The organism is Myroides sp. N17-2 (assembly GCF_002286775.1).
Taxonomy (GTDB): Bacteria; Bacteroidota; Bacteroidia; order Flavobacteriales; family Flavobacteriaceae; genus Flavobacterium.
In genome coordinates this window covers 127,867-153,843 of the sequence record NZ_NSGJ01000004.1, presented here as the reverse complement: position 1 = coordinate 153,843, position 25,977 = coordinate 127,867, and the positions used below count along the sequence as shown (strand labels likewise).

The window sequence follows — 25,977 nt, the reverse complement described above, 5'->3', positions numbered from 1 at the left end:
AATATACACGTCACGGATTAGTCTGCCAACACGCCATCTGTCCCATTCACTAAAACTGTGTTGATATACGCGTCACGGATTGCAAATCCGCGACAGCGAGTATTGTGGCTACTGTGTGTAATTGCGTTTCGCTTTAGACTTTTAAAAGATAGGTAGTCTTAGTAGGTAGCTCGCGCGGATTTGCAATCCGTGCGGAGCTTTTTTTAAACTGTGCGGAGTATTTTAATTTAAAAAAGCCATTGACTTTATCACAAATCAATGGCTATATAGTATTCGTTTTATTATCTATTTTAGAGTGGTGCTCCTACAGGGATATCACAGCGATGTCCTGGTTGCCCGTGCTCTGGATTTGCTTTTACTGATTCACCTTCTTGTAGAAAAGCTTTATTAGCATTGTTATTCATTAAGACAGGCGTAGCAGGAGCATTATTTTGATTTTCGCCTTGAAGCGGTGTATCTAATGGCGCTCCTACAGGGATATCACATCGGTGTCCTAACATTCCGTGTTCAGGATTTAGTCCTGCTCCCTGAGTATTTGCATTCTGAAGGTCACTGCTATTGGCTATGATATCTTTTACTGTCATCTCCTGTTGAGTAGTCGTTTCTTCTTTAGTAGCTTCTTTACAACTTACTAATACAGTAAGGCATAAAGTTAAACTTAGTATTATAGTTTTTCTCATCTGATATTTAGTTACACAGTGTGATATAGTTAGTTAAACATACTATAAATAGCTGAGATGTGAAACTAAATCATGTGTTTAACCAAATTATATTAAGGTAAAGAAGAATTGTACAAGTTTACTCTTGCCCTTTTTGTTGTTGGATGTTTTTCTTCATATCATCATCCATTTTGAAACTTCCATTGCTAGAAGATGAGCTGTTCTCACCTGTACCGTGCATAGGGATAGCTGTAGGCCCTTGATCTTCTGATGTGCTTGTAGATGTTGATTCTACAGGCGTTGTTTCTGTTGGAGTAGTGTCTTTGTTCTCTTTACATCCTACAGTTAGTAGGGCTATAGTAGCGATTAGTATAACGTGTTTAGTCATTTTATATGTATTGTGAGTTTTATTGTTGTTGTTTGGAGTGAGCTTATTCTAGATTAGGCTGCATCGGTTGATTGATGTCGTCAGATGAGATAGATGTTGCCTTCTTGCGTCCTTTAAGGCAAAAGAAGTAGATACAACTAAAGATCCAATTGAACCAAAATAGATAGAAACCTAAGTGGAAATAAAACTTCATGTGCTTATGTGAGGTAGTCGTGAAGTCAATATACGTATAGTATGCTCCGATTAATCCGATGACTAAGAATACAAATGATACAATATGACTTGTTTTACTCGAGGCAAATTTCTTAAATAAAGCAAGTACTAGTATCACGATCATTTGTACAGCGAATATCGCTAATGCAGTCTTCCAAGGTGTCTTGAAAATAAGATATTCTCTTTTGACTAAGGTTATTCCTATTCTTCCTAATGTAGACATATTGGCTATCAATAGAGAAGAAATTATAGCTAGAATAACTTGTATTAGCGCTAGTATAGTGATGTTCTTTCCCATTGTTTATTGGTTAATCGTCCAACCTGTTTCTTCAGTAAAGCGAAGTTTATACTTCTTAGTGATGAACTTTGTATTTGGATTTTTGTCTTTTGCAAGAGAGATAAACGGAGTATACTCTTTGTTAAGCATTACTGATGCAGTAGCAGATTTTTTACTTCTATTGTTTAGTTGTAGATTACTACTGTCACCTAGTGTATATAGTATCGTTTTTACTGTTACTTTATCATTCTTTTGGTCAATCACGAAAGGGTGAGCTTTCTCCGTAAGTTTAAGAGTCACGTTCCAAATAGAATCTTTAGACAACCATTTCTTTTTAGATGTTTCTTCTGCGAACTCTATGTATCCGTCTTTCTCTAGTGATTTATATTGCTCTATTTGTAGACTGTCTTTTTTTATTCTCAACTTCTTTTTCCCTAAGTGGATAGTCGTAGTCTCATATTCAGGTTTATCAGCAAGATAAACTTCTATCGTATCATAAGCTTTAGAAGCATTGATGTCTTTGTTGTTACAACTGCTAAGTAATAGCACTAAGAATAGTGATAATGTAGTTAGTAAAGTTCTTGTTTTCATAGCGTAAATTTTAGTCAAAAGTACAAAAAAAGAGATTACGTTATTAACTATTTTCGATTGTGTTATTCGCTGTTTTCAAATGGGTTATCTGTAAAAATAAAGGCCGCTATATAGCGACCTTTATTTTATCTGTTTTGTTGGATTATTAGTTTCTAACCCAAATTTCGATGTCTTTCTGTAGGCGTTTACCATTAGAGATTACCGTCATACTCATAGACGTTTTTCCTGTATTCTCATTGGTTTTGATGACTAATTCATCACCTTCTATTGTAGCGTATCCGAACATATTCTCTAAGTTCTTTACAGACTTTTCGATTAATGCATATGGGCTATCTTGATCGATTACGATATCTTTAAGCGCAACTCTAAATTCTTTGTTTGGCTTAAGTACGATTTGGTTTACTAAGATTTCAGGTGCATTATTATCTTGGAAGAAAGGAACAGAAGGGAACCAGTAATGTCCATTCTGATCATTACTATTACCACCTTCCATAAATACTTGATTTTTAGAAGCCCCTTGATTAGATATTATTTTAGTCCAGTTATAACTTCCATTATCACCCCATCCAGATCTTTTGACTAATAATACTAAGTCATCCGTTACAGGATCTACTCTAAGTCCTGCACCATAGAATACCAGTTTCTTATTAAATCCGTCTTCTCCTAATGTATAAAACTCTTCGTTAAGTTCTCCTGTCTGTGTATTAAACTTTACTACGTTAGCCCCTTTTGTCCAGTATAGTGCATTCTCTTTCACACTTGATGATAATGATCCAGGATTCCAAGCACCCCAAGTTCCATTGATAGGTGCAGTCGCTATGTTGTATGGTTTAGTATCGTTTTTATCTTTAGGATTGATACGTACTATTTCATTTCCTTTACCTGCCCATACGATACCATCTTTATCTAGGGTAACTTGAGTATATCCACCTCCTAGTTTCTCTATGATTGTGTCTGTATCCGTATTGATAATAACTAATCCATCTCCATTTACTACAGCATATACTTTACCATTAGCATAAACCATATTACCAGTTTGTTTGCTGATACCATCTATTTTACCACCTATAGCTTTAGTATTGATATGATACACAGTGATTCCTGCACCTGTAGAGATATATCCTTTAGAGTCAGATACTCCTACGAATGCTCTACCATCACCTTGGATATTTTCAAAAGATTTGACTTCCTTAAAGTTCTTGTCTGTTACGACAAATCTATTTCCTTGTTTAGAGACTATATAATAGTTGTCACCATAAGCTACCCCCATAGTAGTAGTCACACCTAATGACTTGCCACTATTCACTTCAGCGTATATTCTGTATTTTCTATTTAGTCCGTAATCTAAGAAGTTTACACTTCCTTTATCATGTCCGAACCAATCTTCATTGGCAATGTAGAAACCTGTTGGTTGGATTAATGGTGTTGCTGCAGAAGGTGGGATAATTCTAAAGCCGTCTTCATTTCGGTTATCATCTTCTGAGCTACATGCTACTGTAAAAGCAAGTAGTGAAAGCACAAGTGAGCGTGCTAAAATTCCTTTTTTCATTATAGTTTGTTTTTTTGTTATTAACCTTAAATCTGAAGTTACCATTTACTGCGAATTAATTCTACTTTACATAGCTTCAATTAACTCTCGTTTAAACGTTATCTACGGATTTAAGGTTCAACAAAAATAAGCCTTCAGCTATAGGAACAAAGAACTTTTGCTTTTCTTTTTTATAAATACACTCTTTAAGTAGGAGTATTTTACTATTTTAGAGGAATAAAGAGATAAACGGATTATGAAAAAAATAGGAAGCCTTCTATTCGCAAGTGTTTTGATGTTCTCATGTACAGAGAAACAACAACCTTCGAATGAATCAATAAATACGGAAGAACCAACATCATTAACACTTACTATAGCTGAGGCGAAGAAGATTATAGAGCTTCCGCTACACTGTATCGAGATAGAATATCCTAATAAATTAGGGCAAGTAATAGGGAAGGATGAAGATCTAAAAACACCGAAACAGCTTAGACCTATTTTCTACGGATGTTTTGATTGGCACTCTTCTGTACACGGATTTTGGTCTATTGTTACTTTATTACAGAAGTTTCCGGAGTTAGATACAGATGGGCAGATACGCGCTAGGCTGAATAATCTGATTACAGATGAGAATGTAGCAGTTGAACTAGCGTTCTTCCACGATCCAAATAACAAGACTTTTGAACGTACTTATGGATGGGCATGGCTGTTCCAATTACACGGAACGCTGTCTAAATGGGAAGATGCAGATGCACAACGATGGGCAAAGACGATAGAGCCATTGGCTAAAATCATGCAGGAGCGTTATGCAGAATATTTACCAAAATTACTATATCCTATCCGCACAGGGACACATGATAATACAGCATTCGGATTATCACTGTCATTAGACTATGCGCGTCAGATGGGGAATACGTCATTTGAAGAATTGATAGTAACTAACGCTAAGCGTTTATACGGAGAAGATAAAGGATGCAATATAGCCTTCGAACCAAGTGGACACGACTTTTTATCTCCATGTTTAGAAGAAGCACGTCTAATGAGTAAGGTGATGAATCAGGATACATTCCGCACGTGGACGAAGTCATTCTTACCTCAGATATTTGACAAGGCGTTTACACTAGAGGTCGCTAAAGTATCAGATCGTACAGATGGACACTTAGTTCACTTAGATGGGCTTAACTTTAGTAGAGCTACTTGCCTTAAGGAGATAGGGAAAGCGTTGCCTGAGTTAGCACCTAATCTGAATAAACTTTCAGTGAAGCATTTTGAGAATTCGTTTGGCAATATTACAGGAGATGATTATATGGGTAGCCATTGGTTAGGTACATTCGCTTTGTACACGTTAATCCATAATTAGCAGTAGCCTAATACTGCGAATCAATTCTACTTCATAGCTCTTTCATTAGCTCTAAAACCATACTATAGTATGCTTGTATCGCTAATTCAGACCTATTTTGTATAATTACTTCTCGTTTATTTGTCTAATGCTGATTCAGGGTTTAATACACCAATAGTCTGACTATTAAAAAGTAGGGGTAACCCACTATAAATACTATGAAATTAAGAGAAATGTTTGGTATCGAGGACACGCAAAGAGACTTGTCTATCGATGCGGTAAGAGCACTGTTTAAACTGCCTATCGTACAAGGGGTTTATTATAACAGATGGCTAATACCTAGAGGAGATGATATAGTGATAGACTTCTTAGAATCATACGATATCGCAGAAGAAGAGGTAGCAGAGAGTGATAAGTTTGCTATTTATTTTCAAGAAGATGAGTTTAATACACGTCTAGTTATTTCACGTGATTTCATCAATGAAGAGGGAGAAAAAGATGCAGAGATGTATCACTATTTTTATAAACGACTTGGCTTAGACCTTACGAGTGTATTGGTTTTTTATCAAGAGCACAATACCTATTCTGATCAATTGACTTTATTGACGTCAAAAGATCAAGCGCATTTAGAGATTGCTTATCAGTGGTTCACATTTATTAGTGATCTATTGTATTCTGTCAATCACTTTTTTGAGTTTGATGATAAGATAAGTGCTATGGTAGAACAGGCACAATTCTTTCACCCTGATGTAATCAATCAAGAACCTCCTATTAGCACTATATTTCACGATGGAATACTATATCGTGTGGTGAGTATTCGCGAGGGACTTGAGATGCTAAAAGGATTAAAAGGGGTTAATAATGCAGATGAGGAGTTGTATACTTTAGATACGCTAGTCTATGATCTAGGAGAGGAGAGTTCTTATTTCTTAGTGGTAGATAGTGATGCAGAAGTGCACAATCTAGAGATATTAAATGAGATAGAAGATTACGAAATAGATATACAAGGTTATATCTTCACAGGAGATCTTAAAGTAGCTGATTCTTTGTTTTGTCAAGAATTAGACTTTTCGCCTATGCTAGTAGTGCTAGGAGATTTGACAGTGAAGAATGCTTATTTCTGTGGGAATACCCATTATATCGCGGGTAGTGTATATGGAGATGTGGTCTATGCGAAGTACAGTTTAGGAGAGTTGCACGTTAAGGGAACTTTAGATGTACGCTGTATAGTCTCTGTAGATATGCCTTGCTATATTAATAAGATACGCATCACGAGTATCATCTCAGACAATTCTGTTTTTGGATTAGATCAGCTAACAGGCGATGACGGGATGCCGTTCTTCGCACTTAATGTTTATCCTAGTACTCATCGTACACGAGATGTGTTTATAGATGAGATAGCAGAAGAAGAGGTGTGGGGAGAGTATTTTCCTAATGATGATGATGTAATCGAAGCGATGCATCAAGGCAAGGATTTGATTAAGCCCTCTATCTTTAATGTGTATAAAACATTTAATGAGACAGTAGCAGAGCGATTTAATAACTTGTTTATCGAACTGATAGATAGCAATGGATTAGCTTCTCAGAAGATAGATGCAAACTATGTGAGTGAATATTTCTTTAATGTCTATATGTATGAAGGGCAGAAATACCGAGAGCTAGGTCGTAAAGATAAACCGGGTAATTATCAGTCTCGTATCTTGCATAACATTGATACAGGAGAATACACAGCATTAGTGGATTTCTTTAAAGCAGATGGCAAGTCACTGTATAGTGCATTTCGATCTAAACTTACAGATACATTTACCTCTACGCACTCAGCGATGTATGCGTTTAATAAAGCAGAGAGTGAATTCCTTAAGAAGTTAGGGAAAAGATGATAAGGTTAACAGTAATCGGTTTACAGTTCACAGACTGTAAACCGATTATTGTTTTAATTAATAAGGATTGTATTAGACGCAAGGTATTGCGTCTCTACAGACCGTTTCCCATCCGTCAACCGTCAACAATTTCGTTATATCCCTTATGCCGTAGGCAAATACAGTTAACTGTAAACTGCCCACTGTAAACCATTAATTACCCTATCCTAAGACCATTTTTGGTTAGTTTATCCATTGTCATTAATGTTACCTCTTTACCATCTACAGCTCCCATTACTAGGCATTCGCTCATCAGGGTTGCTATCTGTTTAGGTGGGAAGTTTACTACCGCCACTACTTGCTTACCGATTAATTCTTCGGGTGTATATAGTTTGGTGATTTGCGCAGATGATTTGCGTTTACCTATTTCTTCTCCGAAGTCAAGTACTAATTTATAAGCAGGGTTTCTCACTTCAGCGAATACCTCTGCTTCAATGATAGTACCTACTCTCATCTCTACTTTTGAGAACTCATCCCAAGTCAATGTATTGTTGTTATTCTCCATCTTGTTGTTTCTGATTAATTCCAAAAATAGGGAAATAAATGTATTTATTCTTTTTATAAGGTTTTAAAACAACGACAACTGCTCCGCTTCATTAGAAGGCATTCCTAAGAAAGGGAATATGTCGATGATGTCGTATTGTCGGCGTTCAGGGTTAAATTGGCGCAGGGCTACTTTATCACACATAAATGAAATAGCAGGTTTTTCGAAGAACACTAGCGCTTGCTGAAGCTTGATTGGTTCTAGTTTACGAGCGATAGACATGTGGGGTTCGTTACTTTTATAAACATCAGGTAGTGATACTTTACTCATTACTTTCTTAGCATATTCTTTTAGCGTGACCTGATCTTCTTTATCCACTGCTAAGAAGAATGCTCCGTTAGGATATTGGCCGTAATCATTAAAAAGTACTTGCGTAGGTGTGAATGTACTACACTGCTGTCTGACTAACTGCGCTATCTTATTTACACCTATACTATCTGTCTGAAATTTAGATATAGTCATATGTGCTAGAGAGTTCTTACTGTTATACCATCCGATATGGTCTGCTAGCTGTAACTTCATTTGTCTAACTATTTCTATAGTCGCATCATCAGGTTGAAAACAAAGAGAATATCTATTAATCATTCGTACTTATTTAAAAGGTAAAAGTAATGATTTTGGGTTTAACCCAAAATCAGCGATAGACAGATAAGTGAAAAGTAATTATACAAAATAGGTCTGAATTAGTGATTTCAGCATACTATAGTATGGTTATAGCGCTAATGAAAGACCTATGAAGTAGAATTGCTTTGTAGTATTTGGCTAATGCTGATTCTAGGTTAAAGTGAATAACGGTATAAAGGGTTAGTTTATAGACTTGCTTTATCTGATTTAAGGTAATAATAAAAGGGTTATCAACGCACTGTTGATAACCCTTCAAATTATATTGTGGTAGGTCTAAGTTAGCGGATAATAATTCTTCCTCTAAAAGGTACATCAGTAGCTATATCAATATTGTGCGCTTTTGAAATAAATATTTTACAAGGCTTTACTTGATAGACGAACTCGTCTATTATCTCTGATACTTGTACAATAGGGTTTTCTATTTGGTGGTCTTTAAAATCTATAACAAGGATATTACTATCAAAATCATATGCTCTGAATTCTTTTACGTATTTCATAATTAGGGTGTTTTTTAAATTATAAATTAAGTTACGGATAATAAAACAGATAGAAGAATTAAAAGGCTAAAATATTTTGTTTCAGTACTTTTTATAGTTTAGGTATCGTTATATTTGTTAAAGGACTTGTTAACATTTAACATAGTTGTATTAGTAATGGTTCTATTGTGTATGTAGCCTTTCAGCTAATGGTAATTAGTGTTTGAGATTATTAGTTAAATACAATATGAAAGCAAAGGTTATTTATCCGATTGATAGGCAGAGGGAATAATTCACATGGATTTAAAAGATAAGGATGTTTAGTATAGTACTGTTGTTGATAAGTAGTGTTCTTTGGATGGCATATGCTGTTCCAAAAGGGTTACTCAAAAAAGGAGAGGTGATTACTAGTGATATAGCAGGTATTAGATTATATGTGTGTATGTGGTCGATGACGGCTATAGGACTAAGTGTTTATGCTGTTAATACATATATAGAAAACGAGTATTTGATCAATAATCTACAGAAGTATGAGGCGGTCTTGACAGACTATCGTGTTAATCAAAGAGGAACAGGTAAATATGGTACTACATCTTACTCTCCTAGTTTTGAGTTTATCACTGTAGCCGGAGATTCTATAGAATATAATTTAACGAGTACTTTCTTAGTTAAACCAATTAGAGGAAGTAGCTATACAGTGTTTTATAATCCGAAGAATAAGGAGACATATGTGATAAATGCGCAAATGATTATAGGTGGAGGTTTAGTATTACTTGCGATAGTCCTAAGTCTTTATTTCTATTTAGGTATGATGGTATTCTCTATTATCCCTTATAAGATGAGGTCTAAGTGGATAGGTCTACAGATGGTTAAGGGGAGTATGATTATGGCAGGGTTTATAATAATACAGGTATTGATAAGCTACCTGCTATTCTGGAGATATAAGTATTATGCAATACTGATTATCGTTTACTTATTAGCTTCAACTTATGGAGTATGGCATTATAGTAAAAGATATCGGGCGGAATGGTTAAGAGTGTTTAATAGTAGTGAATTAGCAATATTTTAAAATTAAAATATGAGTGGTCAAACGATAATATTAGTTTGTTTTTTGTTGTCATTGGTCTTAGGAGTATTTGTCAATAGACGATTGAATACTGAGCGTGGTGATAAAGTAGGTAATGGGTGTGTGTATATGGGGGTAGTCTATCTAGTAGTGTTAGGTATCACAGTATTAGGAGTAGGGGGTACATTCGCTGTAGGAATGAAACTCGTGGATAAAGCAGATATTATCTATAATGGAGATAAGTATATGGCTACAGTGGTGGACTATGAGGTGAGTGAAAGCTATGATAGTGATAAGGGTACAAGTACGACAATGTACGCGCCTATAGTTAAGTTTGTTACTAATACAGGACTTGAGGTAGTGTATACATTTGACAGTTCTAGTAGCTCTCAGACAGGGATAGGTAGTCTGTATGAAGTTTATTATTATGATGAGACAGGAGGAGTAACTACCTTTAGTTTAGGGTCATTAGCAATGTTATTAGGTGGTGGATTATTATTACTTGTTGGGTTAATGCTATTCTTTGGATTAGTTAATTACGCAATGGGTGGTAATAAAGATCGAGTATATAAGATAGCAGGTTTTATTGGTTTTATAATTGCGATACCATTCGCTTTAATATTGCTGGATATGGCTGCGGTGTATAAGTATTATGCAGATCTAGATATAACAGCTAATGAACGCAAAGGAGTATTGAGATGGATAGTGTTTGTAACGGCTATATTAATTGGCTATATTTTCTTGTTAATTAAAGGAAGACGATGGGGTAAGAAGTTTGCTAAAGAACAAGAAGCTATTGATATATATAGCGAACGTAATAATAGATAGGTATGAACGAACATAATAACAATATTGTCATTTTTATTGGAATGTTAGCCCTTATCTTTTGGCTTACTCACTTGAGTTGCCAAAGGATTAATAGTAGGTACCGCAAAGAGGATAAGGGAGGTTGTGTTTTATTTGGTACTGTTTTCGTGTTTTATTTTAGTTTGATTCCTTTCCTATTTTCAATGACAATGATTATGCCCTTGAATATTGTTAATAAGTATGTAGAGTATAGGAAAGAAATGTCATATCTCGGTAATGTGATGAGACAGTTATGGGTTCTAATTTTAATACTGTTAGAACTTGTGTGTATTTACTACTTGTTAGGCGGAATAAAGTATTTAAATGGTTCTTCTCCAAAAGTGATGTTGGAAGAAGGAAAATATGTAGTGATTAGATATATTATCCCTATTCTGATGGTTTTTATGGGAATCAATTTACTCTATGCTATCTTTTTTTATGGGTTAAGTATTTCTGTACAAATGGTATTAGGGGTAGTGCTGTTGATATGGATGGCTTTTGTGGTGTATTATATCAAGTTGGTTATAGAAAGAAAGATAGGTAATCAGATGAGTTTTGGGAGTGATAAAGGGATAAGAGCTGTAGACGAGGCAAGGTTTAATAGTAAGAAGTAGGGATAATATTAGTAAGTTTAAGGTTATTTGTTTTATGGAAACACGAGATATATTTTTAGGAGCAGTGATAGGTGGGGTTATAAGTTCTATATGGCTTGTGTTGAAATGTATACATCGAGATAAAGAGGCTTATTCTAAATTAGAAACAGTGATAAAGCTTACATTACGAACTATGGTTGTTGTATGTTTACTGTTATTTGTTATGGGATTTATGGCAATTAGAATAGTTAAAGATCTTGACACTGTAGTGAATGGAGATAAATATGTGGCAACTGTAGTTTATAGCGAAGAACCACACTTTGACCAAATGAAATTGACAGGGAACTTGTCTAAAGTTGAGTTTATAACTAAAGAGGGTGAAACAAAAGCTTATTCTTTCTTTAGTCCTAAGGAAGCAACCAATATGCCTAGGGTAGGAGATGTTTACACTATCTATTATAATAGTGATAATTCATCTTTGTTAGAAGTCAATTGGGAAAATATAGTTGTTTTTTTAGCGCGTTTAATGGGGTTTGTAGTTGGCTTAATTGCCCTTAGGCTTTTTATTAAATTGTCGTTAGGAACAGCCAATAGAAAGAGGCTATCATTAGGAATTAAAGTTGCTTATGGGGTTGTTGTATTATTTTATTTTGGAATATTCTATGTGTTTTATAAAATGGAGAACCTAGATAAGTGGGTGATATTTGTTATAGGAAGTACTATAGTAGTTGTCGCTGTATTAGTATTGAGATATCTCACTAAGTTGACAAAGAAAGAATCTATAATTACTGGTAATGTTTTAGACGAGGCAGGGTTTAATAGTAAGAAGTAGAATAGTATGGAATTATATTTTGTATTAGCTGCAGTGATGTTGGTTCTGTTGATTTTCTTTATACATCAACAGAAAAAGAAAACTAGAAAAAAGAAGAAGGCTAAACTAGCAGAGCAGGCTAGGAACGAAAGAGATAAAAAAGCCAAAAATAAAAAGGCAAGTATAGATCAGACATCTAATCAATCAAAACAAGAAACTGACAGAAGTACTCAGATAACAAATAAGCCTCATCCACATAATGATGAGTGGAAGCGCAGAAGTAATAGACGTAAAAGTAGATAGGTATGAAGATTGTTTTATTTATAAGTAGCCTTGTCTTAATTGTGGTGATATGTTTGACTGTTTTGTATAGTCGTCGTAGAGCTAAAGAGAAAAAAACAAAGTTAGGATGTAGCGGAACGGTTAATGTATTTGCATTGATATTAGTAAGTACTTCATTTAGTCTTGGATTTAGCTTTACATTAGGTCTGCAGATAAAAGAGAAGGTTGAGGTAATCTATTCAGGAGAGAAGTATTATGCTACTGTAGTCGATTATGTAGCTACCACTGGATCTTATGATGAAGATAAACGAGCTTATAGTACAGAGTATATTCCTGTGGTAGAATTTAAGCCTAGGTATAAAGAGACTATACAGAAGGAATTAGATTATAGCTCTAATAGTGTACCTGTATTAGGAGAACGTTATTCTGTCTATTATGATACTGATGCTGATCGAGTAGCAGTAGTAGGATGGGCAGCCATATTAAAATTATTCGTAGCTGTGTTGATTGTGGGTGCAATAGATTATGTATTTATAGGATTATTGTTGTATTGCATAGGAAGGCCGATAGCGAATTATAAAGCGAGAGGTATTTATATTGGTCTGTATTATGTGCTACCTGGAGTACTAGTGTTATTTATGCTAGGATTGATATATGGATTGTTTAATGGGGAAGATAAGCCTACATGGGTTTATTTTACGTTATTACTATCTATATTTGGGTTAGGATTAGGACTGTGGGCATTTATTAAGACTATGTGGAGTGGAGATAAAGGTGACAATCAGACCGTATAGATAAAGGTGTAAAATGCAGGGGTTTTTACTTTTGTTTAGCCTTACAGCACCTTCTCAAAACACAAACTACTCTCTACACCGTCATATTGACCATAATTAGGAATAACAGTATAGTTGTTCTTGCGGTATAATATTTCTGCTTGAGACTGTAGCTTACCCATTTCTAAGATACATCTGGTATAGCCTAGATCTTTAGCCCACTGTTCTAATTCGGTTAGTACAATAGACGCAATACCTTTTCCTCTAGCATCAGGAGCAGTAAACATACGTTTTATCTCCATTGTGCCTTTATCATATTCTTTAATTGCACCACAGCCTACAGCGATATCTTGTGAGTAGATGACAATAACGTGGTTAATATGATCTACTTTATTATACTGAGCGAAGAACTCGTGATCATCACCGTCTAATACACGTAGGTATTTATCTAGTTCTGTGATGAGATGGAGGAAGTCTATATTATCAGAGTTGGTTTTTAGGACGTCTAGCATAAGTATTCTTTTGGTTGTGCTGTAAAAGTAGTGTTTTTTACATTTCTAAGTCAGTAGTAATTAGTATCTTTATTAGCAGTATTAAATGTAGTTAACGTAAAGTATTGGTTATGGATTACGAGAGTAAATTTTATTTGGTGTGGGTAATATGTAGTCTTATAATAGGTGTAGGGAGTACATATTTATACAAGATAATACGTGATATAAAACAAGAGCAAGTAGGTAGACAGAAGTACGTTATGATATTTCTAGGAAGTACTGTTTTTGGGATAGCATTGATGAGAGGAGTGTTCTATTTAGCACTATAAGGTATATGTGTTTTATGTCTCTTTGAATGTTGTAATACTTTGTCTGTAATTGTTTGAATTACATTATTTTGTTTTTTAAATGTTGATGTAATTTTATTACAGATAATATTTAAAGACTTAAGATATGAAGTATATAGCGTATTTGTTTATTAGTTCGATAGTATTTTATAGTTTCTATAAATTCTACTTTGTAGGTAATCCAATTCATATTGGTGATTATGCGAGTTATCTAAAAGACCCTATTTTTTATGGGGGAGTTTTACTCGCTGTAATTGTAGATATTTTGTTAGTGTCTATGATGACAATGAATGAGAAGAAGTTTTAAGTTGTAATACGTATTTTCTAATTGTATAGCTTTTTCCATTGACTAATCTGATTAAATGTTTTTATATGTTATGGGAGTGGTAATGGCTATAATTAGTGTGTATGGTACTGCATTCTGGATATTAATTTTTGTAGTATATGTGATTGTGCAATTGATTTTGCGCAAAAGACATTCTATGAGACATTACATAGTAGTGTACTTAATTGGGCAGATAGTTACCCCATTAATTGTTTGGCTATTGCTGATATAACTGATATAAAAATGGCGTCCTTATCAAGACGCCATTTTTGTTTATAGTTATTCTTTAGTGACTATTTGCATTGTTTCTCTGTTGACTTGCTTAAGCATAAGTGTTTTGCCATCTAATATCTTTTGTGCAGAGTCGTCATCAAAATGTCTGATGGTATATAATGATACGTTCTCATTATATATTATTTTAAACTTATCACTTAAGATAAGTCTTACGTCTTCGAAGTGATTAAACTTGTCTTCTACACAGACAGAGAAGCTGATAGCAGAGTTTTGGATTACATTAACTTTGATATTGTATTCTCCGAATAGCTTAAAGATGTCACTTATATTCTGTTCCATTATAAAAGAGAAATCTTTAGATGAAAGAGACATTAAAAGTTGGTTCTTCTTTACGATAAAACAAGGCACATGAGGAGTCAACGGTGCTCCCTTAGATACATTAGTTCCTTCTAATAGCGGGTTAAGGAAAGACTTTACATATAATGGTATTTCCTTTTGGCGTAGTGGTTGTAGTGTTTTAGGATGTATCACTGATGCTCCATAAAAGGCTAGTTCTATCGCTTCAGCATACGATATATGTTGAAGTAAAGTAGTTTCTTCAAAGTATCTTGGATCTGCGTTAAGTACGCCTGGTACATCTTTCCATATCGTCACACTCTCTGCATCTAGTGCATAGGCAAAGATAGCTGCTGAATAGTCAGACCCCTCTCTCCCTAACGTTGTTGAGAATCCATTAGAGTCAGATCCAATAAATCCTTGTACAACGAATAATTGCTTTGTGCAGATATTCGCTTTTATGAGTTCGATAGTTATATCCCAATTGACATTAGCATCTCGATATATAGTATCTGTCTTGATAAGGTTACGTGAGTCAAGCCAATTATTCTCTATACCGGATTCGCTTAGGTAGTAGTGTAGGATAGTGGTAGAAATGATCTCACCATAACTCACTATCTGATCATAAACGAAGTTGTAATTTGGAGATTTGTTATTTAAAAGGAAGTAAGTGATCTCTTCAAATAGCTCTTGAAGCGATGTATAGATAGCGTGATTTTCATTAGGAAATAATTCTCTAACGATGTTATAATGGTAGTTTTTTACTACATCTACAGATTCAGCTAGATCAAATCTGTTCTGAAAGTAGTTATGTACTACTACTTCTAATGCATTGGTAGTCTTTCCCATGGCCGAAGCGATGATTAGACTATCTTCATATCCTACTTTTCTTAGAACGTCACATACGTTCTTTACATTTTCTGCGTCTCTTACTGAGGCTCCTCCAAATTTGAATACTCTCATTACTTAGTTTGACTAAATTGTTCTATTCCGTTTTGATCCATTTGCACAGTATACCAATCTTCTAATACTGTAGCACCTGATTTTTTATAAAAGTTGATAGCTGGTTCGTTCCAATTTAGGACTACCCATTCTACTCTGCGAACACCTGTTGCTTTCGCGATGTTCATTACTTCATTATATAGTGCATAACCTGCTCCTGTACCACGTGCTGATTCTGTAACGATTAAGTCTTCTAGATGGATAGTTCTACCTTTCCACGTTGAGAATCGGTTATAGAATAACGCCATACCGATGATGTGATTATCTAGTTCAGCAACAAGAACATTGAATAAAGGATGCTCACCAAAACCATCTTTGATAAGGTCCTCTACTGTCACTTCTACAGCGTCTGGTTCTTTCTCGAATGTTGCTAATTCTTGTATTAAAGCCAATACATCTGACATGTCATTAGTTGTCGCTGGTCTAATATTCATTATAGTTATTGATTTAATGGTTAATGTCTTCGGTTACACGACAAAATTAACGATATTTGCACTGTAAAATACACAACTAAAGAATCATTTTTAAAAATGACAACAGAAAGATCTCAAACTTTAGGAGAATTTATCATCGAGAAACAAGAAGACTTTAAGTATTCTTCTGGTGAGTTATCTAGATTAATTAATTCTCTTAGACTTGCTGCAAAAGTGGTAAGTCACCAAGTTAACCAAGCAGGTTTAGTTGACATCGTAGGTGCTTTTGGAAAACAAAATGTACAAGGTGAGCAACAACAGAAACTAGACGTTTTCGCAAACGACGTATTCATTAAAACACTTATCAATAGAGAAATCGTATGTGGTATCGCTTCTGAAGAGGAAGATGACTTCATCTCGATTCACGGTAGAGACGGTAATAATGATAACAAGTATGTCGTGCTAATGGATCCATTAGACGGATCGTCTAATATAGATGTGAATGTATCAGTAGGTACTATCTTCTCTATCTATAGACGTGTTACTCCTGTGGGAACTCCTGTAACGATGGAAGACTTCTTACAAAAAGGAGATAACCAAGTAGCAGCTGGATATATTGTATACGGTTCTTCAACGATGTTAGTTTATACTACAGGTAACGGAGTACACGGATTTACATTAAACCCTGCTATCGGTACTTTCTTCTTGTCTCACCCGAATATGAAGATTAATGAGGATGGGCATATTTACTCTATCAATGAAGGTAACTATGTACATTTCCCTCAAGGTGTAAAAGAATATTTAAAATACTGTCAAGCTGAGGAGAATGACAGACCTTATACTTCTCGTTATATCGGAAGTTTAGTGTCTGATATTCACAGAAACATCCTTAAAGGGGGTATTTACATTTATCCTACGAGTACTAAAGCTCCTAAAGGTAAATTAAGATTGTTATACGAGTGTAATCCTATTGCGTATATCGTTGAACAAGCTGGAGGTAAAGCTTCTGATGGTTATGGCCGTATTATGGAAGTTGAGCCAACTGAGTTGCACCAACGCGTTCCTTTCTTCTGTGGTAGTAAAAACATGGTAGAGAAGGCGGAAGAGTTTATGAAGAATAATACATTATAAAACGAAAGAGCTAATCATCACTGATTAGCTCTTTTTTATTTTTTGCGATTGTGTATTTCTTCTATAAATGTATCTTCATCTACATTTAATACTAAAAGTGATAATGCTTTGTCTACTAAGAAATCTATATCTGTAGAGAAGCCTAATGCAACTGCAAATTTCTTTAATATCTCTTTTTGTTTTGGTCCTAAGACATGGTTAACATATACCATTCTAGCTAAGTCGTATAGTCTTTCGATACGATTAGTCTCAAGGTAAGGAGGATTAACAGGGTAACTCAGTGGGTTCTTTAATATTTTAGCGTAGTCTTCATCTGAAATTTCTAGTCGAATTGCTAACTCGTCTAAGAAAGCTTTTTCTTCTGGGCTAAAGTTTCCATTAGCTAACGCCACACGTACTATAGAAGCAAAGTGTCCTTTGTTTCTCTCTCTAAATCCTAAATCAAATAATTCTGAGTATGACATCTTTGTTTGTTATTAGTTAATATTTAGTTTGATTTGTTTTACCTAATGTACTAAAAAGTTATGAGATTAGTATTGATGCTTATTTAAATTTATGGTTCTTTTAGTAAAAATTCTTTAATAGTAGTGTTTTTTGAACTGAAAGTAGCAAATGGTGTAGTCTAGTAAGATGGTCTTAATGGATAGGCTTACTAAAGCTGTGCAATACAGTAGAATTAGCGTGTAGTATTTGGCTGTCGCTTTTTTTGGCTTAAAGAATGGTTTGTGTATTTTTGTTAGTTCAAAGAGTTAAACCACTTTGAGCAAAACACATGACTATTATGAATACGTCTAAGATAACAAAGTATGATAAAGCATACCTGCGCATCGCTCGCGAATGGGGTCAGTTGTCTTACTGCACGAGAAAGAAAGTAGGGGCTATTATCGTAAAAGATAGAATGATTATTTCTGATGGATATAATGGAACTCCTACAGGCTTTGAGAACTGTTGTGAGGATGAGCATGAGTCTACACATTGGTATGTATTACACGCTGAGGCAAACGCTATTCTTAAGGTAGCGGGGTCTACACAGAGTTGTAAAGGAGCAACTTTGTATATCACTATGTCTCCCTGTAGAGATTGTAGCAAACTTATTCATCAAGCAGGGATTACTAGAGTAGTCTACTATGAAGGATATAGAGATACACAAGGAGTTGACTTCTTGGTAAAAGCAGGTGTTGAGGTAGTACACCTACCTAATCTTGATTAATTACTGTTAGCAGATGAGAAAGTTTTTTTGGCCTCTTATTGTATCGATTTCATTATCCTTAGGTATTTTGTTAGGAGGTTTTATTGTGTCTGCTTCTTACAGAGGGAAGACAGGGTTCTATACTAATCACAATAAGCTGAAGTTAAATCGATTGATTGACTTTATTGAACAAGAATATGTCGACAATGTTGATACGGATTCTATCGTTGATCGAACAGTAACTACTATATTAGAACAGTTAGATCCACATTCTATTTATATTGCTAAGAACGAATTACAATCAGTAACAGAGTCTATGCAAGGTAGCTTTGTTGGGATTGGGATAAACTATTATTACTTTAATGATAGTATAGCAGTTATAAAAGATATCGTAGATGGGCCATCATTTAAAGCTGGTATAAAACCTGGCGATCGTATTATTAGCGCGGATGGCAAAGTATTATTTGGCAAGAATGTAACCACTGATAGTATATCAAAGTATCTTAGAGGAGATGTAAATACGAATGTACAGTTAGAAATATATCGCAAGACAGCAAATAAGAAATTAAAAGTAACGGTCAATAGACAGCCTATTCCTATTAAGAGTGTTGATATTGCTCTAAAGTTAGAGGATGGAAGGGGATATATTAAGATAAACCGCTTTGCTAGTACTACGCATGAGGAGTTTAATACAGTACTTAAAGATTTACTTAAACAAGATATATCAAGTCTTATCCTTGATTTAAGAGATAATGGTGGAGGATATATGGATCAGGCAATTCGTATGCTAGATGACTTGTTAGAGAAAAATCAGGTAATCGTCAAAACGATAAATAAGGGAGGAATGGAGCAAGTTACCAAGTCTAAAGGGACAGGACTATTCACAGATAAACCTTTATATGTTCTGATTAATGAGAACTCTGCTTCTGCTAGTGAGATTATTGCGGGTGCTATTCAAGATAACGACAGAGGAACAATAGTAGGACGTAGGAGTTTCGGTAAGGGACTTGTACAGCGAGAACTAATGCTAGGAGACGGATCAGCTATTCGATTGACTACAGCACGTTATTATACGCCATCTGGGCGATCTATACAGAAGTCTTATAAGATGGGAGTAGAAGAATATAATAATGACTTTAGAACTCGTTATACACATGGAGAGTTATATGCGGCAGATAGTATCAAGATTGCAGATAGTTTACAGTATAAAACGCTTAAAGGACGTGTAGTCTATGGAGGAGGAGGTATAGTACCTGATATGTTTGTTTCTATTGGTAATAAACATGGAGACGATACGATAGTATTACTGATGAAGTCTGGTATCGTTAGTTATTTTGTATTCCAAGAGATAGATAAGGCAAGAGATACATTTGATAAGATGAGTAAGGATCAAGTTATAGACTATGTGATGTCTGATGATAAAGTATTTAAAGCTTACGTCAAGCACTTAGAAAGCAACAAGCTATTCTTCAAATTAGACAAGAGAAAACAGATAGTAAAACGCTTTTTAGTAGGAGAGTTTTTAAGTCAATTGTATACAGCAGAAGATTATTATCACTGGATGCTTACAGTAGACCCTATGATAAAAAAGATAGATGAGAAAGTGACTAAAAAATAGGTAATATATCAATAAACAAAAAGGGCTGTTTCAATATTTTGAAACAGCCCTTTTTAGTTTATAGTAAGATATATACTACCAGATTTTAACTCTGTTCTCTGGTTTGATATATAATTTATCACCTTCTTTGATACCAAATGCTTCATAGAAAGCATCTACGTTTTGTAGAGGTACATATGCTCTGTAGTGACCTGGAGCGTGTGGATCTGTTTTTACTTGGTTCTTAATAGCTTCATCACGAGCTTTAGTTCTCCAAATAGTTCCCCATGAAATAAAGAAACGTTGTTCTGGTGTGAATCCGTCGATAAGACCTGGATCTTTATTTTCTTTCAAGAAGATTTTTAATCCGTCATAAGCAGCATTAACACCACCTAAATCTCCGATGTTCTCTCCTAAAGTGAATTTACCATCAACGAATACTCCTGGTAATGGCTCTAAAGCACTGTATTGTGCAGCTAAAGCATCACCTAATTTAGTGAAACTAGTTAAGTCTGTATCAGTCCACCAGTTGTTAAGGTTACCATTTTTATCATAACGCGCACCTGAATCATCAAAACTGTGAGATATCTCATGTCCAATTACAGCTCCGATACCACCATAGTTGATAGCTTCGTCAGCCTTATAGTCATAGAATGGAGGTTGTAAGATAGCAGCAGGGAATACGATTTCGTTATAAATAGGGTTGAAGTACGCATTAACTGTTTGTGGAGCCATCCCCCAACGTGATTTGTCTACTGGTTTACCGAAGTCAGCCATATTCTTAGCGATATCCCATTTCTCAGCATTCTTCATGTTTTCGAAGTGGTTACCACCATCTTTAGGTGATTTGATTGTCATCTTAGAATAATCTTCCCATTTATCTGGGTATCCTATTTTAACTGTAGTAGTAGCTAATTTCTCTAAAGCACCTTTTTTAGTTTCTTCAGCCATCCAAGGCAATGCTTTGATACGCTCACCGAATGCAGTAAGTACGTTTTTAATCATTGCTTGTGCTTTTTCTTTTGCTTCTTTAGGGAATTTTTTAGCAACGTATAATTGACCTAAAGCTTCACCTACAGTACCATTTACTACAGCAAGTGCTCTTTCATCAACTGGTCTTTGCTCTTTTGCTCCTTCTAAAGTTTTAGAATAGAATTCCCAGTTTGCTTTCTCCATATCAGTTGATAAGTAGCTAGCATTACTGTTCACTAAAGTCCATTTCATATATGCTTTTAACTCCTCTACATTCTTAGCAGAAAGGATTTCATTAAGAGCTTTCATATATTTTGGTTGAGATACGATAACTTTATCTACATTCTTAAGACCTGTCGCTGCAATGTATGCATTCCAATCAACTGCAGGAGTTGTTTTTTGCAATTCAGCGATTGTCATAGGATTGTAAGTAAGACGACTATCTCTACGCTCTACTCTAGTAAGGCGTGGTGTAGCCATTTTAGTTTCGATAGACAATACACGTTTAGAATCAGTAGTAGCTTCTTCTTTAGATTCTCCTGCTAATTCTAACATACGAGCTACGTGAGCTACATATTGATCGCGTTTTTCTTTTGTGTCTTTATCATTTAGTACATAATAGTCACGGTCAGGTAATCCTAAAGAACCAGTACTTAAGTATACTGCATTTGCTTGAGAGTTTTTAGCATCAGCATATACATAGATAGAATAAAGACCAAGACCACCCTCTGCTACTAATTCATTGATTAGTTTCGTTGCATCTTCAGGAGTTTTGATAGCATTGATTTTATCTAAGTAAGGTTTAAGTGGGTTAACACCTAACTCATTTCTCTTAGCATCATCTAAGTACGTTTGGTAGATAGCTACAGCTTTTGCCTGATCTGACTTAGGGTCAAGTTTAGTGTCTGCTACAGCTTCTTTTAAGATGTCAATAGCATCTTTGTCTGTGTTTTTTCTTAATTCGTCAAAACTTCCCCAACGCGTTCTATCGTCTGGAATATCAGTTTTGTCATACCAAGTACCGTTTACATAACGGAAGAAATCATCACCAGGTTTTACATTTTTGTCCATGTATTCTAGGTTAATTCCGTGTGCTACTTGATCTTCTTTGTCCTCAGTATTCTTAGCGTCTTTACAAGCCACTAATGATACTACAGCAAAGGCAGAAGTTAATAAAACTCTTTTGTTCATAGTATAAAATTGATTTTGTGTCGATTGATATATAACCTTAAATCTGCAACCACCATTTACTGCGAATCAATTCTACTTTACATAGCTTCAATTAGCTCTAAAACCACACTAAAGTGTGCTTTAGTCACTAATTTTGCTCTGTTTTGTACAATTCATTCTCGTTTAAACGTTATCTGAAGATTTACGGTTATAACAAAAATAGAAAATATCTTTAATTATCGCAGAGTTACGTCATATAAATAAGATATCTTGTATTTATCATGTCTTTAACCTTTAGGTTAAAACGTATTTTGTAAGTTTGTCGAAACTCTTATAGAAATGTTACACTTTTTCAAGAAATATAAATACTTTTTTATTTTCTTCTTCCTTTTATGCGTTGGAATCATGTTTATGTTTTACAATGCGCTTAAGTATAGAAAATCATTGCCTGTATATACACCAGCTATGGTAAACCCTGAGATGGTAGATAGTTTAATACAGCATGAAGCGAATAAACAAAAGCACAGAATAGAGGCTTATCAGTTCTTTAATCAGAATGGAGATACCATTACGAATAAAGATTATGATGGACATATTTATGTGGCGGACTTCTTCTTTACTACTTGTACTACTATTTGCCCTATTATGAGCGATAATATGGTATGGCTACAAGAGAAGATTAAACAGACTCCTGGTGTGAAGTTATTATCACATTCTGTAACGCCTGATATAGATAGCGTTCCAGTGCTTAAAGAATACGCTATTCACAAAGGTGCAGATGATAAGGTATGGAATTTGGTAACTGGTAATAAGCGTGATATCTATCACATCGCTCGTAACTCTTATCTAGCAGTTAAGACAGGATCTCCTGAAGAGATGTATGATATGGTTCATACCGAAAACTTCGTTTTAGTAGATGGTAGTGGACGTATTAGAGGATTCTATGATGGTACTAATCTTGATACGCCAGATGAAGAAACTAAGAATATGCAACAGCTATGGGAAGATATCCAATGGCTTTATAAACATGAACAGAGCAAGAAAAAGTAATCTTGTACTTTATAAAATAGATCAACCACTTAACTAAATAGCTAAGTGGTTTTTTTATGGGTGTTTCTTTATGAGTATGATTGTTGAGGTATGCTAGAAGTACGCTAGCGGTGTTCTTGCTGAAAGAAGCCTTCTGAGCAAGTATTGTTCTATGAATAGGCTAGGAATGGGCAACGTTTCGCAAGAATCATATAAAAGTCAATTAGTTTTTGCAAATTTTCATTAACAAGAAAGTTTAGTTTCTTTTGTTATTTGTATGATTTCCGTTTATTGTTGTAAGTATTGTGTAGAATATCACTTTTACTAGGGTAGAAAAAGGTGTAAGTAAGCTTATTAGTAGTTTTTATTATGAGATTTAATCTAAATAATACTTCTTAAATCTTTTTTATTGACTAAATTTGCAATATAAATTAAATCTAAATAAGGTGAGTACAACTTTAGACTTATTGAAAAGAAATGAGAAAGGTGTTATTGCAGACTTTGATATGCAGAAGGTTCCTTTAAAATTATTGGAGATGGGATGTTTACCAGGTAACGCCGTAGAGCTTCTAGAGGTTGCACCTTTAGGAGACCCAATATATTTGTGTATTAATGATACGCATTTATCTATTCGCAAAGAATTAGCTAGAGAGATACAAGTAGACCTAGTAGGCTAATTAGATTAAGATATTATAAGTAGTTAATGAAAAAAGATATAAAAGTTGCCCTAATAGGGAATCCTAACGTAGGGAAAACCTCTGTATTCAATGCCTTAACAGGCTTAAACCATAAGATAGGAAACTATCCTGGTATTACTGTCGATAAGAAATCTGGTGTAGCGAAGTTAGATGATAATGTGAATGCCACTATCATTGACTTACCGGGTACATATAGTATTAATGCGAGTTCTGAGGATGAGCGTATCGTACTAGACTTATTGTTCGATCCTACGAACGAAGACTTTCCTGATGTAGCTATTGTAGTAGCTGACATAGAAAACCTTAAACGTAACTTACTGCTGTTTACTCAAGTGAAGGAGCTTGGTGTTCCTACTATATTAGCCGTTAATATGGCTGATAATATGGAGGAAAAAGGTATTAGCATTAAGATAGCTGAGCTAGAACAAAAGCTAAAGACAAAAGTTGTTCTTATCAGTGCAAAAAAGAAACTTGGAATACAAGAGTTAAAACAAGCTGTACTTGATTATAAAGATCATTCGATAGAGCCTTGTCTTAATGCTACAGCTGTAGACACAGAGTTTTTTAGCAAACTTGCCTTGACATTCTCTAACCTTTCTGTTTTTAAACTGTGGATGATCTATTCTCAGGATATCAAGATTGGTAATATCGGGAAGAAAGAAATAGAAGCAAAGGGAGTTCACTTAGAAGAAAGTGAAATCAAAAAGCTTCAACACAAAAAAACAATCAAGCGTTATCAGTTTATCAACGATACATTAAAAGAAACATATTCTAGAGATGTAAATAAGGCAACTGATGTACGTAGTAAAGTAGATAGAATCCTTACACATAAAGTATGGGGTTATCTTATCTTCTTTGGTATTATGACATTAGTATTCCAAGCGATATTCGAGTGGTCTAGTATCCCGATGGATTGGATAGATGAGCAGTTCGCTAATCTGAGTACATGGGTACACGCTACGATGGAGCCTGGAAAATTGACTGATCTTATCGCTGATGGTATCGTACCTGGTATAGGAGGGGTAATGCCGTTCATACCACAGATCGCTATCTTATTTATGTTTATCTCTATTTTAGAGGAGACAGGGTATATGAGTAGAGTAGTATTCTTAATGGATAAGCTTATGCGTCCTTTCGGATTAAGTGGTAAGTCAGTTGTGCCTCTTATCTCTGGTAATGCGTGTGCTATCCCTGCGATTATGTCTGCTCGTAATATTGAGAACCCTAAAGAGAGATTGATTACCATACTTGTAACGCCATTCACAACGTGTTCTGCGCGTATACCGGTTTATATTATCATTATTGCTTTAGTAATTCCTGATACACGTGTCTTCGGATTCTTAAGTATTCAAGGGTTAACATTGACATTGTTCTACTTTATTGGATTCTTAGCGGCTCTATTGTCATCTTGGGCATTGAGCAAGTATATTAAGAGCGAACGCAAATCTTACTTTGTGATCGAAATGCCTAACTATCGTACGCCGATCATCAAGAACGTAGTGATGAATATGTACGAGAAGACGAAAGCATTCGTAGTAGGTGCAGGTAAGATCATCTTCGTATTATCAATTATTATTTGGTTCTTAGGGGCTCACGGGCCAGGAGAACGCTTTGAGAACGCTGAAGAGCATATCACTGAAGTATATCAAGATAAAGGTGTAAGTGAAGAAGAACTTAGTGAGCATATAGCAAGTTATAAATTAGAGAGTTCATATATCAGTATTCTAGGGAAAGCCATAGAGCCTGTTATTAAACCTCTAGGGTATGACTGGAAAGTAGGTATCGCTGTACTATCATCATTCGTCGGACGTGAGATATTCGTCGGAGTACTTGGAACTATTTATAACGTGGGTTCTGGGGATGAGAATGATGAAGATGGACGTATTAAACAGAAGATGGCGGCAGAGATATGGCCTGATACTGGAGAGCCTGTATTCACTCTTGCGAGTGGGGTATCTCTTATGTTTTTCTATGCCTTTGCGATGCAGTGTACTGCTACAGTAGCTATCGTACGCAGAGAGACTAAGTCGTGGAAATGGACTATTTACCAATTGGTATTTATGACGGTCTTAGCTTATATCGCTGCACTTATAGCATATCAACTCTTAAAATAA

Annotated in this window: 28 protein-coding genes; 15 read left to right on the top strand and 13 right to left on the bottom strand. The window is 35.0% G+C overall.

Going from position 1 to position 25,977, the window contains the following annotated elements:
- Positions 1-290 precede the first annotated feature (290 nt).
- From CF599_RS03090 to CF599_RS03070, 5 genes are all read right to left on the bottom strand, one after another.
- Positions 291-680: a hypothetical protein gene (locus CF599_RS03090; RefSeq protein ID WP_121964575.1), complete on the bottom strand. Its 390-nt coding sequence runs from the start codon at positions 678-680 to the stop codon at positions 291-293.
- A gap of 118 nt (positions 681-798) precedes the next feature.
- Positions 799-1,047 carry a hypothetical protein gene (locus CF599_RS03085; protein ID WP_121964574.1) on the bottom strand — a complete coding sequence of 83 codons (249 nt, stop codon included), beginning with the start codon at positions 1,045-1,047 and terminating at the stop codon, positions 799-801.
- A 43-nt stretch (positions 1,048-1,090) separates the two neighbouring features.
- The gene (locus CF599_RS03080; RefSeq protein ID WP_121964573.1) at positions 1,091-1,558 is read right to left on the bottom strand and encodes a cytochrome d ubiquinol oxidase subunit II; all 468 of its coding nucleotides are present in this window, start codon (positions 1,556-1,558) and stop codon (positions 1,091-1,093) included.
- Between the two features lie 3 nt (positions 1,559-1,561).
- Positions 1,562-2,128, bottom strand: coding sequence for a hypothetical protein (locus tag CF599_RS03075; RefSeq protein ID WP_121964572.1), 567 nt, complete (start codon positions 2,126-2,128; stop codon positions 1,562-1,564).
- Between the two features lie 145 nt (positions 2,129-2,273).
- Positions 2,274-3,677: a DUF5074 domain-containing protein gene (locus tag CF599_RS03070; protein ID WP_121964571.1), complete on the bottom strand. Its 1,404-nt coding sequence runs from the start codon at positions 3,675-3,677 to the stop codon at positions 2,274-2,276.
- A 235-nt stretch (positions 3,678-3,912) separates the two neighbouring features.
- On the opposite strand from CF599_RS03070, the gene CF599_RS03065 reads away from it, so the two are divergent.
- Both CF599_RS03065 and CF599_RS03060 read left to right on the top strand, forming a co-directional pair.
- Positions 3,913-5,016 (top strand): DUF2891 domain-containing protein, encoded by a 1,104-nt coding sequence (locus CF599_RS03065; protein WP_121964570.1) that lies wholly within the window; start codon positions 3,913-3,915, stop codon positions 5,014-5,016.
- Between the two features lie 197 nt (positions 5,017-5,213).
- Entirely contained in the window at positions 5,214-6,875 is a 1,662-nt protein-coding gene (locus CF599_RS03060) for a hypothetical protein (RefSeq protein ID WP_121964569.1), read from the top strand.
- 196 nt (positions 6,876-7,071) lie between these two features.
- Here CF599_RS03060 and CF599_RS03055 read toward each other — a convergent pair whose 3' ends face one another.
- The 3 genes from CF599_RS03055 to CF599_RS03045 form a co-directional block, all read right to left on the bottom strand.
- A complete protein-coding gene (locus CF599_RS03055; protein ID WP_121964568.1) occupies positions 7,072-7,419 on the bottom strand; it encodes a tRNA-binding protein in 348 nt (115 codons plus the stop codon).
- A 63-nt stretch (positions 7,420-7,482) separates the two neighbouring features.
- Positions 7,483-8,043 carry a 2'-5' RNA ligase family protein gene (locus CF599_RS03050; protein WP_121964567.1) on the bottom strand — a complete coding sequence of 187 codons (561 nt, stop codon included), beginning with the start codon at positions 8,041-8,043 and terminating at the stop codon, positions 7,483-7,485.
- A gap of 317 nt (positions 8,044-8,360) precedes the next feature.
- Positions 8,361-8,579, bottom strand: a complete 219-nt coding sequence (locus CF599_RS03045) for a hypothetical protein (RefSeq protein ID WP_121964566.1) — start codon at positions 8,577-8,579, stop codon at positions 8,361-8,363.
- Positions 8,580-8,874: 295 nt separating this feature from the next.
- Here CF599_RS03045 and CF599_RS03040 point away from each other — a divergent pair, with 295 nt between their 5' ends.
- Genes CF599_RS03040 through CF599_RS03015 form a run of 6 tightly spaced genes read left to right on the top strand, consistent with a single transcriptional unit; the run spans position 8,875 to position 12,950 of the window.
- On the top strand, positions 8,875-9,627 hold the full coding sequence (locus tag CF599_RS03040) for a DUF3592 domain-containing protein (RefSeq protein ID WP_143824787.1): 753 nt from the start codon (positions 8,875-8,877) through the stop codon (positions 9,625-9,627).
- Positions 9,628-9,636: 9 nt separating this feature from the next.
- The gene (locus tag CF599_RS03035) at positions 9,637-10,452 is read left to right on the top strand and encodes a DUF3592 domain-containing protein (RefSeq protein ID WP_143824786.1); all 816 of its coding nucleotides are present in this window, start codon (positions 9,637-9,639) and stop codon (positions 10,450-10,452) included.
- A 2-nt stretch (positions 10,453-10,454) separates the two neighbouring features.
- Positions 10,455-11,084 (top strand): hypothetical protein, encoded by a 630-nt coding sequence (locus CF599_RS03030; RefSeq protein WP_121964563.1) that lies wholly within the window; start codon positions 10,455-10,457, stop codon positions 11,082-11,084.
- Positions 11,085-11,118: 34 nt separating this feature from the next.
- Positions 11,119-11,895 (top strand): DUF3592 domain-containing protein, encoded by a 777-nt coding sequence (locus CF599_RS03025; RefSeq protein ID WP_121964562.1) that lies wholly within the window; start codon positions 11,119-11,121, stop codon positions 11,893-11,895.
- A gap of 6 nt (positions 11,896-11,901) precedes the next feature.
- Positions 11,902-12,177, top strand: coding sequence for a hypothetical protein (locus CF599_RS03020; protein WP_121964561.1), 276 nt, complete (start codon positions 11,902-11,904; stop codon positions 12,175-12,177).
- Between the two features lie 2 nt (positions 12,178-12,179).
- On the top strand, positions 12,180-12,950 hold the full coding sequence (locus tag CF599_RS03015; RefSeq protein WP_143824785.1) for a hypothetical protein: 771 nt from the start codon (positions 12,180-12,182) through the stop codon (positions 12,948-12,950).
- A gap of 41 nt (positions 12,951-12,991) precedes the next feature.
- Here the strand turns inward: CF599_RS03015 and CF599_RS03010 are convergent, their stop codons facing one another.
- Entirely contained in the window at positions 12,992-13,441 is a 450-nt protein-coding gene (locus tag CF599_RS03010; RefSeq protein WP_121964559.1) for a GNAT family N-acetyltransferase, read from the bottom strand.
- A gap of 432 nt (positions 13,442-13,873) precedes the next feature.
- On the opposite strand from CF599_RS03010, the gene CF599_RS03000 reads away from it, so the two are divergent.
- Positions 13,874-14,074, top strand: a complete 201-nt coding sequence (locus tag CF599_RS03000; RefSeq protein WP_121964557.1) for a hypothetical protein — start codon at positions 13,874-13,876, stop codon at positions 14,072-14,074.
- A 297-nt stretch (positions 14,075-14,371) separates the two neighbouring features.
- Here the strand turns inward: CF599_RS03000 and CF599_RS02995 are convergent, their stop codons facing one another.
- Together CF599_RS02995 and CF599_RS02990 are read right to left on the bottom strand one after the other, a co-directional pair.
- On the bottom strand, positions 14,372-15,625 hold the full coding sequence (locus CF599_RS02995; RefSeq protein WP_121964556.1) for an aspartate kinase: 1,254 nt from the start codon (positions 15,623-15,625) through the stop codon (positions 14,372-14,374).
- Complete coding sequence (locus CF599_RS02990; protein ID WP_121964555.1) at positions 15,625-16,098, bottom strand: GNAT family N-acetyltransferase; 474 nt, start codon at positions 16,096-16,098, stop codon at positions 15,625-15,627. Before CF599_RS02990 ends, CF599_RS02995 begins: the two co-directional genes overlap by 1 nt.
- 96 nt (positions 16,099-16,194) lie before the next feature.
- Here CF599_RS02990 and fbp point away from each other — a divergent pair, with 96 nt between their 5' ends.
- On the top strand, positions 16,195-17,208 hold the full coding sequence (fbp, locus tag CF599_RS02985; RefSeq protein ID WP_121964554.1) for a class 1 fructose-bisphosphatase: 1,014 nt from the start codon (positions 16,195-16,197) through the stop codon (positions 17,206-17,208).
- 35 nt (positions 17,209-17,243) lie between these two features.
- On the opposite strand, the gene CF599_RS02980 is transcribed toward fbp, so the two are convergent.
- Positions 17,244-17,672 (bottom strand): TerB family tellurite resistance protein, encoded by a 429-nt coding sequence (locus CF599_RS02980; protein ID WP_121964553.1) that lies wholly within the window; start codon positions 17,670-17,672, stop codon positions 17,244-17,246.
- A gap of 317 nt (positions 17,673-17,989) precedes the next feature.
- Between CF599_RS02980 and CF599_RS02975 the strand changes: the two genes are divergently transcribed.
- A complete protein-coding gene (locus CF599_RS02975) occupies positions 17,990-18,418 on the top strand; it encodes a dCMP deaminase family protein (RefSeq protein ID WP_121964626.1) in 429 nt (142 codons plus the stop codon).
- A 13-nt stretch (positions 18,419-18,431) separates the two neighbouring features.
- On the top strand, positions 18,432-20,015 hold the full coding sequence (locus CF599_RS02970; RefSeq protein ID WP_121964552.1) for a S41 family peptidase: 1,584 nt from the start codon (positions 18,432-18,434) through the stop codon (positions 20,013-20,015).
- Between the two features lie 75 nt (positions 20,016-20,090).
- Here the strand turns inward: CF599_RS02970 and CF599_RS02965 are convergent, their stop codons facing one another.
- The gene (locus CF599_RS02965; protein ID WP_121964551.1) at positions 20,091-22,157 is read right to left on the bottom strand and encodes a M13 family metallopeptidase; all 2,067 of its coding nucleotides are present in this window, start codon (positions 22,155-22,157) and stop codon (positions 20,091-20,093) included.
- Between the two features lie 318 nt (positions 22,158-22,475).
- Between CF599_RS02965 and CF599_RS02960 the strand changes: the two genes are divergently transcribed.
- The 3 genes from CF599_RS02960 to feoB all read left to right on the top strand — a co-directional run bounded on the left by CF599_RS02960 (position 22,476) and on the right by feoB (position 25,977).
- The gene (locus CF599_RS02960; protein ID WP_121964550.1) at positions 22,476-23,186 is read left to right on the top strand and encodes an SCO family protein; all 711 of its coding nucleotides are present in this window, start codon (positions 22,476-22,478) and stop codon (positions 23,184-23,186) included.
- Between the two features lie 425 nt (positions 23,187-23,611).
- Positions 23,612-23,842, top strand: a complete 231-nt coding sequence (locus CF599_RS02955; protein WP_121964549.1) for a FeoA family protein — start codon at positions 23,612-23,614, stop codon at positions 23,840-23,842.
- 26 nt (positions 23,843-23,868) lie between these two features.
- Positions 23,869-25,977: a ferrous iron transport protein B gene (gene feoB / locus CF599_RS02950; protein ID WP_121964548.1), complete on the top strand. Its 2,109-nt coding sequence runs from the start codon at positions 23,869-23,871 to the stop codon at positions 25,975-25,977.

Excerpts from the sequence above, each read along its gene's own strand:
- CF599_RS02975 (WP_121964626.1), top strand. The coding sequence starts at position 17,990 with ATGAATACGTCTAAGATAACAAAGTATGATAAAGCATACCTGCGCATC.
- fbp (WP_121964554.1), top strand. The coding sequence starts at position 16,195 with ATGACAACAGAAAGATCTCAAACTTTAGGAGAATTTATCATCGAGAAA.
- CF599_RS03025 (WP_121964562.1), top strand. The coding sequence starts at position 11,119 with ATGGAAACACGAGATATATTTTTAGGAGCAGTGATAGGTGGGGTTATA.
- CF599_RS03085 (WP_121964574.1), bottom strand. The coding sequence starts at position 1,047 with ATGACTAAACACGTTATACTAATCGCTACTATAGCCCTACTAACTGTA.
- CF599_RS03065 (WP_121964570.1), top strand. The coding sequence starts at position 3,913 with ATGAAAAAAATAGGAAGCCTTCTATTCGCAAGTGTTTTGATGTTCTCA.
- CF599_RS03055 (WP_121964568.1), bottom strand. The coding sequence starts at position 7,419 with ATGGAGAATAACAACAATACATTGACTTGGGATGAGTTCTCAAAAGTA.
- CF599_RS03060 (WP_121964569.1), top strand. The coding sequence starts at position 5,214 with ATGAAATTAAGAGAAATGTTTGGTATCGAGGACACGCAAAGAGACTTG.
- CF599_RS02980 (WP_121964553.1), bottom strand. The coding sequence starts at position 17,672 with ATGTCATACTCAGAATTATTTGATTTAGGATTTAGAGAGAGAAACAAA.
- CF599_RS03040 (WP_143824787.1), top strand. The coding sequence starts at position 8,875 with ATGTTTAGTATAGTACTGTTGTTGATAAGTAGTGTTCTTTGGATGGCA.
- CF599_RS02970 (WP_121964552.1), top strand. The coding sequence starts at position 18,432 with ATGAGAAAGTTTTTTTGGCCTCTTATTGTATCGATTTCATTATCCTTA.
- CF599_RS03015 (WP_143824785.1), top strand. The coding sequence starts at position 12,180 with ATGAAGATTGTTTTATTTATAAGTAGCCTTGTCTTAATTGTGGTGATA.
- CF599_RS03090 (WP_121964575.1), bottom strand. The coding sequence starts at position 680 with ATGAGAAAAACTATAATACTAAGTTTAACTTTATGCCTTACTGTATTA.
- CF599_RS03000 (WP_121964557.1), top strand. The coding sequence starts at position 13,874 with ATGAAGTATATAGCGTATTTGTTTATTAGTTCGATAGTATTTTATAGT.
- CF599_RS02960 (WP_121964550.1), top strand. The coding sequence starts at position 22,476 with ATGTTACACTTTTTCAAGAAATATAAATACTTTTTTATTTTCTTCTTC.
- CF599_RS03050 (WP_121964567.1), bottom strand. The coding sequence starts at position 8,043 with ATGATTAATAGATATTCTCTTTGTTTTCAACCTGATGATGCGACTATA.
- CF599_RS02990 (WP_121964555.1), bottom strand. The coding sequence starts at position 16,098 with ATGAATATTAGACCAGCGACAACTAATGACATGTCAGATGTATTGGCT.
- feoB (WP_121964548.1), top strand. The coding sequence starts at position 23,869 with ATGAAAAAAGATATAAAAGTTGCCCTAATAGGGAATCCTAACGTAGGG.
- CF599_RS03075 (WP_121964572.1), bottom strand. The coding sequence starts at position 2,128 with ATGAAAACAAGAACTTTACTAACTACATTATCACTATTCTTAGTGCTA.
- CF599_RS03010 (WP_121964559.1), bottom strand. The coding sequence starts at position 13,441 with ATGCTAGACGTCCTAAAAACCAACTCTGATAATATAGACTTCCTCCAT.
- CF599_RS03070 (WP_121964571.1), bottom strand. The coding sequence starts at position 3,677 with ATGAAAAAAGGAATTTTAGCACGCTCACTTGTGCTTTCACTACTTGCT.
- CF599_RS03045 (WP_121964566.1), bottom strand. The coding sequence starts at position 8,579 with ATGAAATACGTAAAAGAATTCAGAGCATATGATTTTGATAGTAATATC.
- CF599_RS02965 (WP_121964551.1), bottom strand. The coding sequence starts at position 22,157 with ATGAACAAAAGAGTTTTATTAACTTCTGCCTTTGCTGTAGTATCATTA.
- CF599_RS02995 (WP_121964556.1), bottom strand. The coding sequence starts at position 15,625 with ATGAGAGTATTCAAATTTGGAGGAGCCTCAGTAAGAGACGCAGAAAAT.
- CF599_RS03020 (WP_121964561.1), top strand. The coding sequence starts at position 11,902 with ATGGAATTATATTTTGTATTAGCTGCAGTGATGTTGGTTCTGTTGATT.
- CF599_RS03035 (WP_143824786.1), top strand. The coding sequence starts at position 9,637 with ATGAGTGGTCAAACGATAATATTAGTTTGTTTTTTGTTGTCATTGGTC.
- CF599_RS03030 (WP_121964563.1), top strand. The coding sequence starts at position 10,455 with ATGAACGAACATAATAACAATATTGTCATTTTTATTGGAATGTTAGCC.
- CF599_RS03080 (WP_121964573.1), bottom strand. The coding sequence starts at position 1,558 with ATGGGAAAGAACATCACTATACTAGCGCTAATACAAGTTATTCTAGCT.